Annotated in this window: 14 protein-coding genes and 1 riboswitch; of the genes, 1 reads left to right on the top strand and 13 read right to left on the bottom strand. The window is 65.0% G+C overall.

The genetic code is table 11. The features are described from left to right. Positions 1-3: 3 nt before the first annotated feature. The 13 genes from D0T11_RS12110 to D0T11_RS12050 form a co-directional block, all read right to left on the bottom strand. Positions 4-1,023 (bottom strand): ABC transporter ATP-binding protein, encoded by a 1,020-nt coding sequence (locus tag D0T11_RS12110; RefSeq protein WP_245990812.1) that lies wholly within the window; start codon positions 1,021-1,023, stop codon positions 4-6. Between the two features lie 5 nt (positions 1,024-1,028). Beyond that, the gene (locus D0T11_RS12105) at positions 1,029-2,156 is read right to left on the bottom strand and encodes a FecCD family ABC transporter permease (protein WP_317127267.1); all 1,128 of its coding nucleotides are present in this window, start codon (positions 2,154-2,156) and stop codon (positions 1,029-1,031) included. Then, positions 2,153-3,301, bottom strand: coding sequence for an ABC transporter substrate-binding protein (locus tag D0T11_RS12100; protein WP_182888370.1), 1,149 nt, complete (start codon positions 3,299-3,301; stop codon positions 2,153-2,155). Before D0T11_RS12100 ends, D0T11_RS12105 begins: the two co-directional genes overlap by 4 nt. 102 nt (positions 3,302-3,403) lie before the next feature. Further along, a riboswitch (cobalamin riboswitch) is annotated at positions 3,404-3,605 on the bottom strand. 39 nt (positions 3,606-3,644) lie between these two features. Further along, positions 3,645-4,178: an AAA family ATPase gene (locus tag D0T11_RS12095; RefSeq protein ID WP_119656055.1), complete on the bottom strand. Its 534-nt coding sequence runs from the start codon at positions 4,176-4,178 to the stop codon at positions 3,645-3,647. 15 nt (positions 4,179-4,193) lie between these two features. Further along, on the bottom strand, positions 4,194-5,147 hold the full coding sequence (cbiB, locus tag D0T11_RS12090; RefSeq protein ID WP_119656054.1) for an adenosylcobinamide-phosphate synthase CbiB: 954 nt from the start codon (positions 5,145-5,147) through the stop codon (positions 4,194-4,196). Beyond that, positions 5,126-6,154, bottom strand: a complete 1,029-nt coding sequence (locus tag D0T11_RS12085) for a pyridoxal phosphate-dependent aminotransferase (RefSeq protein ID WP_119656053.1) — start codon at positions 6,152-6,154, stop codon at positions 5,126-5,128. Before D0T11_RS12085 ends, cbiB begins: the two co-directional genes overlap by 22 nt. Positions 6,155-6,179: 25 nt before the next feature. Next, a complete protein-coding gene (locus D0T11_RS12080) occupies positions 6,180-7,652 on the bottom strand; it encodes a cobyric acid synthase (protein WP_220473727.1) in 1,473 nt (490 codons plus the stop codon). 172 nt (positions 7,653-7,824) lie between these two features. Continuing rightward, positions 7,825-8,460: a hypothetical protein gene (locus D0T11_RS12075; RefSeq protein WP_119656051.1), complete on the bottom strand. Its 636-nt coding sequence runs from the start codon at positions 8,458-8,460 to the stop codon at positions 7,825-7,827. Between the two features lie 440 nt (positions 8,461-8,900). Further along, complete coding sequence (locus D0T11_RS12070) at positions 8,901-9,770, bottom strand: ChaN family lipoprotein (RefSeq protein ID WP_119656050.1); 870 nt, start codon at positions 9,768-9,770, stop codon at positions 8,901-8,903. A gap of 122 nt (positions 9,771-9,892) precedes the next feature. Continuing rightward, positions 9,893-11,218, bottom strand: coding sequence for an ABC transporter permease (locus tag D0T11_RS12065; RefSeq protein WP_119656049.1), 1,326 nt, complete (start codon positions 11,216-11,218; stop codon positions 9,893-9,895). 57 nt (positions 11,219-11,275) lie between these two features. Continuing rightward, complete coding sequence (locus D0T11_RS12060; RefSeq protein ID WP_119656048.1) at positions 11,276-12,220, bottom strand: ABC transporter ATP-binding protein; 945 nt, start codon at positions 12,218-12,220, stop codon at positions 11,276-11,278. 81 nt (positions 12,221-12,301) lie between these two features. Continuing rightward, positions 12,302-12,940 (bottom strand): hypothetical protein, encoded by a 639-nt coding sequence (locus D0T11_RS12055; RefSeq protein WP_119656047.1) that lies wholly within the window; start codon positions 12,938-12,940, stop codon positions 12,302-12,304. Then, positions 12,940-13,452 carry an RNA polymerase sigma factor gene (locus D0T11_RS12050; RefSeq protein ID WP_119656046.1) on the bottom strand — a complete coding sequence of 171 codons (513 nt, stop codon included), beginning with the start codon at positions 13,450-13,452 and terminating at the stop codon, positions 12,940-12,942. The genes D0T11_RS12055 and D0T11_RS12050 overlap by 1 nt, the downstream gene beginning before the upstream one ends. 203 nt (positions 13,453-13,655) lie before the next feature. On the opposite strand from D0T11_RS12050, the gene D0T11_RS12045 reads away from it, so the two are divergent. Further along, positions 13,656-15,224 (top strand): T9SS type A sorting domain-containing protein, encoded by a 1,569-nt coding sequence (locus D0T11_RS12045; protein ID WP_119656045.1) that lies wholly within the window; start codon positions 13,656-13,658, stop codon positions 15,222-15,224. The last annotated feature ends 112 nt before the right edge of the window (positions 15,225-15,336 follow it).

Below are 15,336 nucleotides of genomic sequence, written 5' to 3'. Positions count from 1 at the left end.
GAACTACGGGGTAGAAGTCGGCTTCAAAGCGCGGAGTAAGGCGCTCATCGTATTGTGCGAGTACTCGGGGCCGCCGGCTAGCCGGCTGGTCCAGCGGGCGGGGTCGAGGGTGGCCGTGACGCGCCAGGCGGCGGGGGCGGCCGTGGGCACGAACCCCTCGCGCTCCAGCGCCCGGCGCGTCCAGAAGGCCGCAGCCCCGTCGCCGACCAGCTGCACTGGCGGGCCCGTGGGGGCGTGCAGCTCGAAGGTGCCGGTGGCCGGATTGAAGGCCAGCCCCTCGCGGGCGAAAGCCGCCGCGAAGGCTCCGCTCAGCACCAAATCTTCGGGAGTGCCCGTGCGCAAAGCGTCCTCGGCCGACAGCAGCCACACGCGGTCGGCGGCCTGCAAAGCCAAATCCAGCTCGTGGGTCGAAAGCAGGATGGCCTTGCCGGTTTGGCGGGCCAGGCGGTGGAGCAGCCGCATGAGGGCCACGCGGTTGGGCAGGTCGAGGTGGGCGGTGGGCTCGTCGAGCAGAATCAGGGGCGTATCCTGGGCCAGGGCGCGGGCCAGCAGGATTTTCTGCCGCTCCCCGTCGCTCAGCTCCCCCACCGGGCGGTGGGCCAGGCCCGCAGTGCCGGTAGCGGCCAGGGCAGCCTGCACCTGCGCTTCGTCGTGGGCCGAGAGGCTGCCGAGCCAGCCCGTGTGGGGGTGCCGCCCCAGCCGCACCAGCTCGTGCCCGGTGAGGTTGCCGCCGTCTACCCGGTCGGTGAGCACCACGCTGAGCTGCCGCGCCCGGGCCGGCGCATTCAGGGTCGCCAGCTCCTGGTCGCCTAGCCGGAGCTGGCCGCCGAGGGGGGGCTGCAAGCCGGCCAGCGTGCGCAGCAGCGTCGATTTGCCGGCCCCGTTCGGCCCCAGCAAGCACACCAGCTCGCCGGGCCACAGCGCCAGGCGCAGGGAGCCGGCCACGGGGCGGGGCATCTTTTTGCGGCCGAAATAGCCCACCGTCAGATCCTCGGCGGTCAGCAGTGGAGTAGCAGGGCGCATGAAACTCAGGAAAACGAGGAACGGATATTTTGGCGGCGCAGCACCACCCACAGCACCACCGGGGCTCCCAGCAGCGAAGTCACCACGCTCAGGGGCAGGGTGGTTTGGCTGCCGGGCAGCTGCGCGATACAGTCGCAAGCCAGGGTGAGGGCCGCCCCGGCCAGGCAGCTGGCGGGCAGCAGCGCCCGGTGGTCGGCGGTGCGCAGCAGGGCCCGGGTGAGGTGGGGCACGGCGATGCCCACGAAGCCAATAGGGCCGCAAAACGCCGTGATGGACCCCGCCAGCAGGCTGGTACTCAAAATAACGAGCAGGCGGGAGCGGCCCACCACCAGGCCCATACTCCGCGCGTAGTTCTCGCCCAGCAGCAGGGCATTTAACGATTTCGCCGAGCTAAATGCCAGCCCCAGCCCAACTGCTACCACGCTGGCGAGCACGGCCAGGTGGCTGCCCGTTACGCCGCCCAGCGAGCCGAAGGTCCAGAGCAGGTATTCCTGAATCTGCTCGGGGGCGCTGAAATACTGCCACAAACTCACCAGCGCCCCCGTCACGCTGGCTAGCATCATGCCCACGATGAGCAGCACTACGTTGTCGCGCACGCGGCCGGCCAGCGCCAGCACCAGGCCCATCACCAGGGCCGCCCCGGCCGTGGCGGCCAGCACCAACCCCCAGCTACCACCCACGCCCAGGGTCCGGATGGCGAGGCTGCCCGCCACGCTGCCACTGGCCAGCATCACGGCCGCCACGCCCAGCCCGGCCCCGGCCGTGAGGCCCAGCACGGAGGGTCCCGCCAGCGGATTGCGGAACAGCGTCTGCATCTGAAGGCCGCTCACCGCCAGGCCGCTGCCCACGGCCAGGGCCGTCAGGGCCTTGGGCAGCCGGATTTCCCGCACGATGAACTCCCAGGCCGCCGTATCTGCCTCGCCCGGTTGCCCGAGCAGGATGCGCACCACCGCCGGCAGCGGCACCGCCACCGAGCCCAGGGCAATATCAAGTACGAAGCCCAGCCCAACCAGCAGCAGCAAAACCAATAGCCAGGCCGCAGACCGCCCCATGCCCGCCGCCGGTGGCGGACCGAGGGATGGAGCAGGTACCGGCGGGGCGGCCGGGGCCACCCGCATCGTGGTAGTCCTCACTTGAGTTGCTGGTAGTAGTAGAGCGAGCCGGCGGGCAGCAGGCCGGGGTGCAGTACGCGGAGCAAGTCGGCCAGCACCAAATCGGGCCGCACCGCCCCCGATTCCCAATAGTCGTTGGAGCCCTCGGCGTTGGTGCGGTGGTTGTTGTTGAACACCCGCCCCTTGGCGAAGGGAGCGAAAACCGCGTAGCGGGAATCCTGGGCCAGCATATCGGCCTTGGAAACCGCCGAGCCCGTGTGCAGCCAGTAGTCGGCCGTGAGGGCTACCGGGGCCACGGTTTCAAACGACAGCGCGAGGCTACCCTGGGGCGCTTTGGTCTGGTCCCAGGCGTAGGTCGCGCCCGCGTCGCGCAGAAACTGCGCCATGTAGCTGTCGGCATCGGGCACGTACCACACGTCCTTGAAGGGCATCCCCACCACCACCTGGGGCCGGGGGGTGGCCCGGCGGCCCAGGGCGGCCAGGCGCTGGTACTCACGGGCCACCTGTCCGAATTTCTGGTTTACCAGGTCTTCCTTATTGAGCAGTACGGCCAGCACTTTCACCCACTCGGCGCGGGCCAGTGGCGTGTTTTCCACCCACTCTGAGTTAATCATGACCGGAATTCCGGCGGCGGCCAGCGTTTGGAAGCGGCTCAGGTTTTCGCCGGGCCAGCCGGTGGCCATCACCAGGTCGGGATGCCGGACCACCAACTGCTCGTTGTTGAGTTCCTTGCCCTGGCCCACGGCGTACACCTTGCCCTCGGCAATACGCTGGCGCACCTTCGGGGCCGACGCGTATTGGAAGCTACCCAGGCCCACCACGACATCCTCGGCCCCCAGGAAACCGGCCAGCGCCACGTGCATGGACGAGAGGCCCACCAGGCTGCGGATGGGGGTGGCAATAACGTGGGCATCGGGGTAGCCGGCGGGACGGGCCATGCCGCGGGGCACCAGCAAATAGCGCGTAACCGTGGTAGTGCGCTCAAACGGACTCCGAATGGTGACGAGCTTGCACCGGCCGACGTAGGCAATTGAGAAGCCCTTGGCGTAGATGACGCTCGTGCGGCCTTTGGTGGGAGCCGCCGCCGGGGTTGGGCGGGCCTGCGGGGGGCGGATTTGCTGGCCGAAGCCGGGCAGGGTAGTCAGCCACAACAAGCTGACTAGCACGAGGCCGCGGCTAGCGGCTAGATGCGTGAATATGCCTCCGGCACGGCCGGGGGGAAGCGGGGGTCTGGGCATGGTACGACGAGCCTTTCTGCCGAAAGCTGTGACTGTATAAAGCAAACGGCAGGTCTTCTGACTCCCTCCCCGGACCGATGGCCTTCCCATTCCTGCTGGAACAGTGGCGCCACGTATCGGCCGAGTTTTAGATAGAGGTTACAGCAGCGGAGACTGTCCCGGATTCGCACCGGATTCCCTTTTAAAGCCGTCCCGCACCGCGGAAACGACTACCAATTACTGCGGCGAAGGTAGGAAAAATTCCTGCGCGACGGGCCGGGGAGGCTTTTTGCTAGAGTCCGGTGGCCGCCCGCACGAAGGTCACCCGCGCCGCCACGGTGGTTTGGGGCAGCTCCAGCACTGTGTACCCCGCCCGCCCATACACCCGCCGCAGGGCCTGGTAAATAGCCACGGCTTCGTCGAAGGTTTGCCAGCGCTCGGCATCGTTCACGTAAATTTCCGGCCACGGCGGGGCCATGAATACCTGGGGCTGATACGGATGGGCCGCCACCGCTGCCTGGCAGGCGGGCGGGGCCGGGTGGCCGGCTACTTCCAGGTAGGCCAGCAAATCGGGCAGGCCCCGGTCGAAGAAGGTGGTGCCGCCACGGTGGGTAGCCTGCTGGTGCTGGGCCACCATGCGCGCCAGGGCCAGCTCCGCAAAGCCGGCCAAATCCCGCCACGGCACCTGGTGGCCGCCCAAAGCTACCTGCTCCTGAATCAGCCGGCGCGACACCTCCTCGGCCACGGCAAAACCGGCCTGATGTAATGCAGTTAGCAGAGTAGTCTTGCCGGCTCCGGGGCTACCGGAAAGAACATAGAGGGCCATAGTGTGGTGGTTAACCTACTGTTGAGTACGGCGGCGCTGCCCCCACAACAGCCCGGCAATACCGGCCACCACCACGGCGCACACGGCGTGGTTGAGCCGCGCTACCTGGCCAATTTCGTGGTGCCCGATTAGGCGTGGGTTGGTGCCGAGGTAGGGCTTGGGCACCAGCTCGCCGTGGTAGTAATTCGGCCCGCCGAGGCGGCAGTTGAGTACGCCCGCCAGAGCGGCCTCCGGGTAGCCGGCATTAGGACTTTTGTGCTGGTGGCCGTACCGGAGAATGAACCGGAACCCGCGCCAGCTCCCGCCCAGTAGCGCCAGCAGGCCCGCCGTGAGCCGGGCCGGCACGAGGTTCACCACGTCGTCGAGGCGGGCGGCCACCTTGCCGAACTGCTCGTAGCGCGGGCTGCGGTAGCCCACCATCGAGTCGAGGGTGTTCACCATTTTGTAGGCCATCAGGCCCGGCACGCCCGCCAGGGCGTAGTACAGCAGGGGGGCAACCACGCCGTCGCTCAGGTTTTCCGCCAAGCTTTCAAACACGGCCGTGCGAATTTGCTGCGGGTCGAGCCGCTGCGTTTCGCGCCCCACGATGCGGGCCAGCTGCCGGCGGCCGGCTTCCAGACCATCCCGCGCCAGCACTTCAAACACGGCCCGGCCTTCCCGCACCAGGCCCGTATTGGCCAGCCCATAGAACACCCACAGGCCATTGAGCAGCAGCGGCCCCGGCGGCGGGAGGCGGCGGCCGGCGCGGTCCAGCAGCGTGAAGGCCCCGAACGTGCCGCCCACCAGCCCGCCCGCCAGCAGCGCCCCCTTGGCCAACCGATAGGAGCCGTGGTTTAGCCGCCGCTCACCCGCGGTAATGAGGACCCCGTAAGTGCGCACGGGGTGGGGCCAGCCTTCGGGGTCGGCCAACAGCAAATCGAGGGTGTATCCGAGCACCAGCGGGCCGGTCAGGCGGGTAAAGCGGTCCATTCGCGCAGGGCGTTGATGAGCAGTTGGTTCTCGGCCGGGGGACGGGTGCACAGCCGGAAGTGCGCGGGCGTGAGCCCCCGGAAGTTAGCGGCGTCCCGAATCAGCAGGCCGTGGTGGGCCAGCAGCCAGGTTTTCAGGTTGGCGGCGGTTCCGCGCCGCAGCTGTCCCACGAAGTAGTGGGTGTGGCTGGGCTGAATTTCCAGGGCGTTGTTGCCCGCCAGCTGGGCCGCGAAGGTAGCGCGGTCGGTCAGCAGTTGCGCGGTGGGGGGCTGCACGGCGGCGAAGTGCTCAAACAGAAAATGTCCGGCGGCGGCAGCCAGGGCACTCACCGTCCAGGGGGCTTTGCCGCGGATTAGCCGGATAATCAGGCTTTCCGGGGCCGCCACGTACCCCAGCCGTAGCCCCGGAATGGCGTAGGCTTTGGTCATGGAGCGCAGTATTACCAGGTTGCTGAACCGGCTCAGCAGCGGCAGCGTGGTGGCAATGCTGGTGGTGAATTCGATAAACGCCTCGTCGAGCACGAACACCGTGTGGGGGTTGCGGGTCAGCAGCTCTACTACTTCGGCCTCCCGCAGCACGCTGCCCGTCGGGTTGTTGGGGTTGCAGATAAACACCAGGTCCGCCGCCAGCGGCGGACCCGAACACAGGTGCTCCCAGGCCCGGAAAGTGAGCTGGTGGCCGTGGAGCCGGGCCGCGTCCTCGTACTCGGCAAAGGCCGGCGTGACGATGGTGGTCCGGGAGCCGCCCCAGGCCTGGGCCAGCAGGTAGATACTCTCGGTGGTGCCGCTGCTCATCAGCACCTGACCCGAACGCAGGCCGTGGTGGGCGGCAATGCGGGCGGCCAGGCTTTCGGCCAGCACCTCCGGGTAGCGGTTCACAGTGGCCCATTGGCCGAATACGTAGTCTTTGAGGCCTGCCGGCTCGCCCCCGTACCAGACGTTGGTACTGAAATCGGCTACCACCTGGTGGGCGTGGCGGTATCCGTCGTCGCCGTGTCCGTAGAGCATACTTTGTTTTGTAACGGCGTTGGACTCAGTGTTGCAGCGCCGCGTAAATCTGCTGCATGTCCACGTTTTCGCGGATAAGCGCGGCCAGGCGGTCGTACTGCTCTTGCTTGAAAGCGGCAAAATCGACCGGGGCGCTGGCTGCTTGCCGGGTGTGCGGGGCCAGCAGCGCGTCAATCACCACCGGATTGTCCAGAATGCCGTGCAGGTAGGTTCCCCAGCAGTGCGGCCCGGCAAAATAGCCGTCGGGCGTGCCGTCGTCGAGGGTGGCCACGGGCTGGGGCGGCCCCTCGGCCAGGGTCTGGCCCATGTGAATTTCGTAGCCCCGGCAGCTGGCCGGGCGCTCATCGCGGAAAGCGAACTGCCGCTGACGGGTGGTTTTTTCGCCCTGGAGCACCGTGCGCACGGGCAGCAGCCCGAGGCCGGCGGCGGCCCGGACCGGGCCTTCTACCCCGTCGGGGTCTTCCACCGAGCGGCCCAGCATCTGGTAGCCCCCGCAAATGCCCACCACGGTTTTGCCCGCCCGGTGCGCCGCCACAATGGCCGCCGCCAGCCCATTCCGGTGCAGGGCCAGCAAGTCGGCAATGGTGTTTTTGCTGCCGGGCAGGATGATGATGTCGGCCTCGTTAATCTCCGGGGCCTCGTGGGTAAAAAACACGTCCGTCCGGGCATCGTGGTTCAACACGTCGAAATCGGTGAAGTTGGACATGCGCCCCAGCAGCACCACGGCCACGCGCACCCGGCCCGCCGGCCCGGCCCGCCGCTGCTTGTAGGCCAGCACCACGGAATCTTCCTCCTCCACAAAAATGTCGCGGAAGTAGGGCAGCACGCCCACTACCGGCACGCCGGTCAAGTCTTCGAGCTGCTGGCGGCCGTCGGCGAACAGCCGCGCATCGCCCCGGAATTTGTTGATGATGATGCCCTTGATACACGCTTTTTCGGCTGGTTCCAGCAGGGCCAGCGTGCCGAACACGCTGCCGAATACGCCGCCCTTGTCGATGTCGGCAATCAGGTAGGTAGCGGCCCCGGCGTGCCGGGCCATGCGCAGGTTGGTGATGTCGCGGCGCTTCAGGTTCAGCTCCGAAATGCTGCCGGCTCCTTCCAGCACGACGGGCGAAAAACGGGCCGCCAGCCGGTCGTAGGCCTGGGTAGCGGCGGCAAACAGCTCGTGCCGGTCGTTTTTCCGGAAGTACTCGTAGGCCGTCTGCGTACCGATGGGCCGGCCGTTTAGCACCACCTGCGAAGCTTGGTCGGAAGTGGGCTTGAGGAGCACCGGGTTCATATCGACGTGGCAGGCAATACCCGCCGCCTCGGCCTGCACCGCCTGGGCCCGCCCGATTTCGTGCCCCTCCGGCGTGGCGTAGCTGTTCAGGCTCATGTTCTGGGCCTTGAAGGGCGCGGGCTGGTAGCCGTCCTGCCGGAAAATCCGGCAGAACCCGGCCGTAATAACGCTCTTGCCCACATCGGACGCGGTGCCGACAAACATAATGGAACGAAGCATAGACGATACCAAGTGAAAGCTGCCAACCAGCGCAACAGCTGCGCCAGCAGTTCAGTCGGCCAGGGGCCGGAATCGGGTACATAAGCAGTCAGACGGCCCGGAAGCTGACCGGCAGCACACGCTGGCCGGGCCGAACAGCAACGCCCTGCTAACGGACAACGGCGGCCGCGCCCTAGCCCAACTCGTGCGGGTAGCCGATGGCGGCGAGGTCGGCGGCCAGCTGCGGCCAGTCGCTGAGGTCCGGGTTCAGGGTTTCGGCCGTGGCGCGGGTCAGGGGCTCGTGGCGGTAGAGGCGGGCCACAACGGCCGTTTCGAGGGGTTCGCGCTCGGTTTCGTCCAGGTAGTACTCGTTGGCCCAGTCGGCGTAGGTGGCCGGGTCCTGGTCGAAGATGGCCAGCAGCTCCTCGGAGCCGTCGTCGTCGGTTTCTACCACGCCGGTTTGCCAGCCGTGGGCGGGCGTGCACCAGAGGCAGAACGTGGTGCCGATGGAGCTGACCGGTTCGCCGAAGATAAACTCGTCGAAGGCGGCGGGCAGGCCCCGCGTAATCTGGGCCTTGGCGGGCTGGTCGTATTCGTGCAGGAAGCCGCTGATGCAGCAGCCCTCGGGCCGGAACAGCACCAGCATCTGGTCGCCTTCGCCGTCGCTCATCTCAAACAGGGCTTCTGCTTCGTCCCAGGCCGGGTTGTAGGTGTAGTAGCGGAATTCGGGGTCGGGGGAGTTGATGGCATCGAGGGCGGCCAGGGCCTGGCAGAGGCGTTGCAGGTCGGCGGCGGCGGGCAGGGCGGAAAGGTCGAGGGAGGAAAGCATAGGGAAGAGCTGAAAAGCAGGAAGCGGAGCGGGGCCACGGGCGCCAAAGATAACGGGGAATTCCCGGGCGCGGTGGCCCGCCTCCCCCCCACCCTGCCCCGAAACCCAACCCCGGCAAGTGGTAGCGCCGGCCCGGCACACCTGGCTTACCTGCTGGCTGCCTGTAGGGTTTGGCGCGTTAAATTGAAAAATACCCTACAACTAGTGTAGGGTATTTTTCAATTTAACGCGCCAAACCCTACAGATAGAAGTGCTCGAATCCGGTCCAGACCAGCTTTTTTGTATATCAGCGTCATACCGGCCGGTACTACCAGCACTTTCATCTGTATAGTTTGGCGAACAAAATCGGAGAAAACTATACAGGTAGCGTATAGTTTTCTCCGATTTTGTTCGCCAAACTATACAGGCAGAGGAACATGAATCCGGCCCCGACCGACCCTTTAGTATGTCCGGGTCATGTCGGTTGGCACCACCAGCACGAAGTCGGCCTTCTGCTGATTCGCCTGTTCGAGCTTTGCCAGCTGCTCCTGCGAAACGGTGCTGATGGTGAGCACCTTTAGCTGGGGGTTCTGCTGACGCAGGTAGGCCAGAATGCCATCGTGGTTGTCGGAGTGGTAGCTGCCGTTGAGGTGGAGCAGCAAGTGGCCCGGCGGGCGGGCCTGGTTGAGGTAGTAGGCCATGGTGGCATCTTTGAGGGCCTGGGCCGCCACCATCTTCTGCGGGCTCGTGTTGCCGTGCGTACTCTCGCCCATCAGGGCCGCCATTTTTTGGTATCCCGGCAGGTTGTAGTCGACTCGCAACGGGAGCGGCATGAGCCAGGTTTTGGCCTGGGCCGAAATGGTATCCAGCGAAGCGGGGCCGTAATACGCCACCTGCCGGGCGTAGGGACGCGGCACGTTGGTGCCCACCACCCGGAACTTCTGCTGCCGGGCCAGGCGCAGCAGCGGGCGGTAGTCGGTGGCGTAGTTGGGCCAGGGCCGGCTCTGCGCCTCGAAGGCTTCGTCGGTCAGCTCGCCGGTCGTGTAGGCGTCCACCAGGTGCTGCACGTCGCGCTCGAACATTTCCAGGCCCAGCACCAGCCGGCCCTGCTTCAGGCGCAGCAGGTCGCGGGTGAGCTGCAATTCCAGCCAGTGGCCGATAGGGTCGTTGTGCTGCTCGCCGAAGAACACCACGTCGGTGGCGGCCAGGGTTTTAAGCATCGCCTCGTAGCGTACGGGCTGGCCGGCGGCCGTGAACAGGCGGTAGGCCGGCCGGTCCTGGCCGTGGGCGGCGGAACCCAGCAGCAGCAATAACAGAAGCAAGATGCGCATAGCCCAAAGATACGCGGCCACTGCGCCTTCCACGAAAACACCGCGCCCTCGGCGGGCCATAATCGGTGGAACGACTCAGCCCACCGAGGACGCGGTGTTTTCGTGGAAGGCGCGGCGCGCGGTTAGCCTTTATAGAAGAGCCACTTCGACAGCTCGCCGTAGGTGATTTTCTTGCCGTACATCAGAATGCCCACGCGGTAGATGCGGGCCGCTACCCAGATGGCGAACACGAATCCTCCGATCAGCAGCAGCATCGACAGGGCCAGCTGCCAGGTCGGCACGCCGCCGAAGGGCAGGCGCATCATCATGGCAATGGGGGAGGTGAACGGGAACATCGACATCCAGAAGGCCACCGGGCCGTTGGGGTTGGTGGTGAGCACGGCCTGCGAGACCACGAAAGTGAGCACCAGCGGCATTGTGACGGGCAGCATAAACTGCTGGGTGTCGGTTTCGTTGTCTACGGCCGCGCCAATGGCCCCGAACAGGGCCCCGTAGAACAGGTAGCCGCCCAGGAAGTAGAACAGGAAGCAGCCCACCAGCAACGGCACGTTCAGGTCGGCCTGGCGCAGGGCTTTCACAATCTTGTTGCTTTCCTCCTGGCTTTGCTTGGCCGGCCGGGTGCCCGTAACCGACGCGCTGTTCACCCGTTCCACGCGGTCCTGCACCATTTTCTCGGGGCTCATGGAGCCGGCCATGGCCGTGGCAATGCCCAGCGAGAGCAGCACCCAAATCAGGAGCTGGGTGAAGCCCACGGCGGCAATGCCCAGCACCTTGCCCATCATGAGCTGGAAGGGTTTCACGGAGGAAATCACCACTTCCACGATGCGGCTGGTTTTCTCCTCCATCACGCCGCGCATGATCTGGATACCATACATGAAGATGAAGATGTAAATCAGGAAGCCGCAGGCGTAGGCCACACCCGTGCTCACGCCCGTGCTGGAGCTTCGCTCGCCCTCGTCGCTGAGGCTGATGGTTTGCAACTCCACCTTCACCTTCATGTTGTCGAGGGTGGCCCGGTCGATGCCGGCCTGGCGCAGGCGCTGGTTTTCCACCGCGTCTTCCACGGCCCGGCGCATGTCGTTTTCCAGCGACATGCCCAGCCCTTTGCGCGAGAACACCTGAAACCCGTTGGGGTTGACCAGGTCCAGCTTGGGCACGTGCAGCAGGGCATCGTACTTGGTTTTGTTGAATTCGGCTTTGGCCGTGGGCAAATCGGCCGAAACCCGGGTGAAGCGCAGACCGTCGTTGTCTTCGGGCAGGGTCTGGAACAGGCCGCCCGCGTCGGAGATGGCCACCACCTTGCCGCTGTCCGACATTTTGGCAATCATCACGGGCACGGCAAACAGGGCCACAGTAAGCAGCGGCCCCACCAGGGACATAATCAGAAAGCTTTTTTTGCGCACCCGGGTCAGGTATTCGCGCTGAAAAATGAGGAGCAATTTATCCATGAGTCGGGAAGACGGGCTAGGGCTGGGGTTGGGGAAGGAAGCGGCGACCGGGCGGGCTTAGGGCACCAGTTCGCCTTCGCGGATGGTTTCGGGCATTGTTTCGCGCACCCGCCGGATAAAGATTTCGTTGATGCTCGGAATCAGCTCCCGGAAGGCGTGCACCTCCACCTGGCCGATGAGGTAGCGCAGCAGGTCGTTAGGGGCGGTGCCGGCGTGCAGGCGGATCACGTCGTAGAAGTGGCCGTTTTCGCGCTCGTGGTGTTCGAGCACCTCAAAATCGGGGTGCACTACCAGCAGGCGGCCCCGGCCCTCCACGGCGTAGGTCTGGGTCCGGAACGTGTCGCGGATGGCCCCCACCGAGCCATCGAGCACTTTGCGGCTGCGGTTGATGAGGGCAATGTTGTCGCACATCTCCTCCACCGATTCCATGCGGTGGGTGCTGAAGATGATGGTCGCGCCCTTGTCGCGCAGGGCCAGAATCTCGTCTTTGATGAGGTTGGCGTTGATGGGGTCGAAACCCGAGAACGGCTCGTCGAGGATAATGATTTTGGGCTCGTGGAGCACGGTAGCCACAAACTGCACCTTCTGCTGCATACCCTTGCTGAGGTCCTCCACGTTCTTGTCGGCCCAGGGCGTGAGGTCCAGGCGCTGGAGCCAAGCCTTGATGCGCTGGGTGGCGTCGGTGCGGGTCAGGCCTTTGAGGCGGGCCAGGTAGAGGAGTTGCTCGCCCACCTTCATCTTTTTGTAGAGGCCGCGCTCCTCGGGCAGGTAGCCGATTTCGGCAATGTGGCGGGGGGCCAGCTTCTCGCCCCGGATGCGGATTTCGCCCTCATCGGCCCCGGTAATCTGGGTGATGATGCGGATCAGGGACGTTTTGCCGGCCCCATTCGGCCCCAGCAGGCCATAAATGCTGCGTTCGGGAATGTCGAGGCTCACGCCGTCGAGGGCCACGTGCTGGCCGTAGGCCTTGCGCACGTTCAGGGCTTGTAGAATAGGTTGCACAGAGTGGAAACAGGAAGGTTGGAAGGACTAATGTAGCGTTTTGCCTATACTACCGGGGCAGATTTCAACGAACCGGCCGCTTTACTCCCGCAACTCGCGCAGGGCCGCCGCCAGTTGGTCGAGGTGGCGGCCGTACCGGTGTTGATGCTCTTTTTGGCCAACACGATACGCGGCATACATCAGGATCAGCAACAGGATGATGCCCACCCCCMCCATACTCACGTGCCAGCCCCAATTGGGTTGGGCAGGGTGCAGGTAGGCCCTCAGGTAAGCCCACCGCACCACTACCCCCGTTAACGCCAGCAGCGCCAGGGCACCTACGCCTACATAATCGTGCAGGCGCATGAGGTAGCGGAACCGGCCGATCCTGCTCTGTAGAAAGTGATACAGATCATCGTGTTGCTGCTCCATCTGGCGAATGAGTTTCAGGCGCTGGTACACAATGAGCCCCACCAGACAGATTATCAAAAAAACACCGGCGGCAAACAGCAGCATTTTAGATGCATTACGGAAGAATACCAGCGCATCAAAGCCAATCAATAGCATTGCTGCCAATACCAGCTTTAGCTCCCGGGAGGCATTTTTTTTCAGCCTGACCAGGGGGCTGGAGGCGTTGTGGGAAGTAAGCATGGCGCGGAGGTCTTGTTCGGAAGTAAGCGTATCAGCAGGCAGCTCAACGGGCTGGGCCTGCCACTGCCGCTTCAAGTCATCGAGTTCCATCAGGCGGGTTGGGTTAGCAGGTGGCGCAGCTTATCCTGCACGCGATGCATTTTCACGCGCACGTTGTTTTGGGTAATGCCGAGAATGTCGGCCATTTCGGCGTAGGAGCGCTCTTCGAGGTAGAGCAGCACGAAGGCCTTCTCCACGTCGGAGAGCCGCTCAATGGCCCGGTAGAGCTGGGCCAGATCATCGGGGTCGGGGCCTTCGGGGGGCGGGGCGGGCAGCTCGGACCAACCGGCGGGGCCGAGGCGGGCGGCGGCGGGGCGGCGGGTGCGCTGGCGCAGGTCGGAAATGGCCACGTTCAGGGCCACCCGGTACAGCCAGGTACCCACCTGCACCTCAGGCCGGGCCTCGTAGCGGGGCCACGCCCGCCAGAGTTGCAGCATAATGTCCTGGTACAAATCCTGGCGGTCATCGGCCTCGGGGCAGTACAGGCGCGCCACCCGCCGCAGCCGGGGCTGGTGGGCGGCGAGCAGGTCCAGAAATTCCGGCGTGAACGGGGCAGACGACATCAGGGAGGAAGTTTTGCGGGGTATATCGGCCGTTTTCAGCCGGCATTACAATCAGTAGGAGTTTTTTTTCTCGCGGCGGGCCGCACGGCTTCCCAAAAAACATTCCCCCTGTGGTCCTCAACTCAATTGCAAGGCTTTGACAGGCCGCCCGGCCGTCCTACCTTGCGGCGCAATTGTATTTTTTTATCCCTTCGTTTCCTTCCATGAAACCACTTTATTCCCTGCTGCTATCCGCCACGCTGGCAGGCACCATTTCACTCGGTATGGCCCAGTCGCGGCCCACCCCGCCCCGGCCAACCCACCAGCTCTTTAAGCGAAGCGCGCACCCGGCCCCGCTGCCCCGCGCCCCGCACCGCCCCCAGGCCGCCGGCCTGGCGGGCATCGTGGTAGAGCACCAGTGGGACCCGAACGCGGGCGTGTGGAGCAACGGCATCAGAACGGCCTTCACGTACGACGGCCAGGGCCGGATACTGGAAACCGTGCGCACGGACACGGCCACCAGCCAGGTGCTCGACAAGCAGATTTACACCCTTTCGGCCCAGGGGTTCCTCACCCAGCGCCTGACCCAACGCTACGACAATGCCGCCCGCACCTTCGTTGACGAAGCGCGGGAGCTGATTGCCTACAACGCCGCCGGCCTCGACACGCTGCGCCTGGCCCAGCGCTACGACCTGCAAACGGCAACCTTCGTGGATGAGCGGCGCGAACGAAAGCGCTACAACGCGGCCGGCCTCGACACCCTCTCCCTGACCCAGCTATACGACGCACAGGCGGGCGCTTTCGTCAACGAGCAGCGCCTGCGCCAGCGCTACGATGCCCGGAACAACCCCAGCCTCTACCTCTACCAAACGTGGGATACCGGCCGCAGCGCCTGGCAAACCCGGTCGGGCTCCCGCACTGCCAGCGTCTACAATGCCACGGGCGGCCTGCTTCAGGAAACGACCGATTACTACGACAACTTAACTGGCTCCTTCGAGCCCGATCAGCAGTTCAACTACCTGCTCAACGCCCGCAACGAACCCACCGCGGCAGTCTACGCCGGGTGGGATGAGGTGGCCAGAACGTTTGTCAACCGCCTGCGCTTCCACAACATCGTTTGGTATGACTTTTCGCGGGAGCAGGTTGCCTACGCCGAGTCCCAGCAGTGGGAGCCAACCACCGCCACCTGGCTGAATTCGGAGCGTAGCACCGGCGTGTACCAGCTCAATGGCAGCAGCGTGGTAATTATTCAGGAATTTGTGGCGGCTCCCGACGTTTACCGCAACGCAAGCCGCGAAACGGAAACCTACGACAACATCGGCAACCTGCTGCTGACGCGCTACGAAGAGTGGGACAACGGCCAGTGGGAAGTGCAGAACGAGGGGCGGGCCCTGATTGCCTACACCCCCGACAACCAGGTGCGGCGGCTGGTGCTCCAACAGCTCGACCTGACCACCAATCAGTACGAGAACCTGGCGCTCACCCGCTACGATAATTTCAGCCCCGTTACCAAAGCCCAGCCCGCCACCAAGCTGGCCGCTGCAACGGCGGTATTTCCGAATCCGGCACCGGGCAATACCGTCACGGTTCGTTTGAGCAGCCTGCCCACCGCGGCTCCCGTCCCAACCGAGCTCTACAATTCGTTGGGCCAGGTAGTGCGCACCTTCAGCCTCCAGCCCCGGCAGGGCCGCATCGAGCAGGAGCTGAACCTGACCGGCCTCCCCGCCGGCCTCTACATCCTGCGCCTCCACCCCGGCTCCGAGTCCATTAGCCAGCGCATCGTGAAGCAGTAAACCAACCCGCCCATCTGCCCCTTGCGCGTTCATTTCGCGGGAGTTGGCAGCCACCAAAAAAGAGCCAGCCACCCCGGATGAGGTGGCTGGCTCTTTTTTGGTACACCCACGC

Origin of the sequence: Hymenobacter rubripertinctus, assembly GCF_003583925.1 — a bacterium.
GTDB classification, from domain to species: Bacteria; Bacteroidota; Bacteroidia; order Cytophagales; family Hymenobacteraceae; genus Hymenobacter; species Hymenobacter rubripertinctus.
The sequence above is the reverse complement of the archived record's forward strand: the minus strand, read 5'-3'. Positions and strand labels throughout refer to the sequence as shown.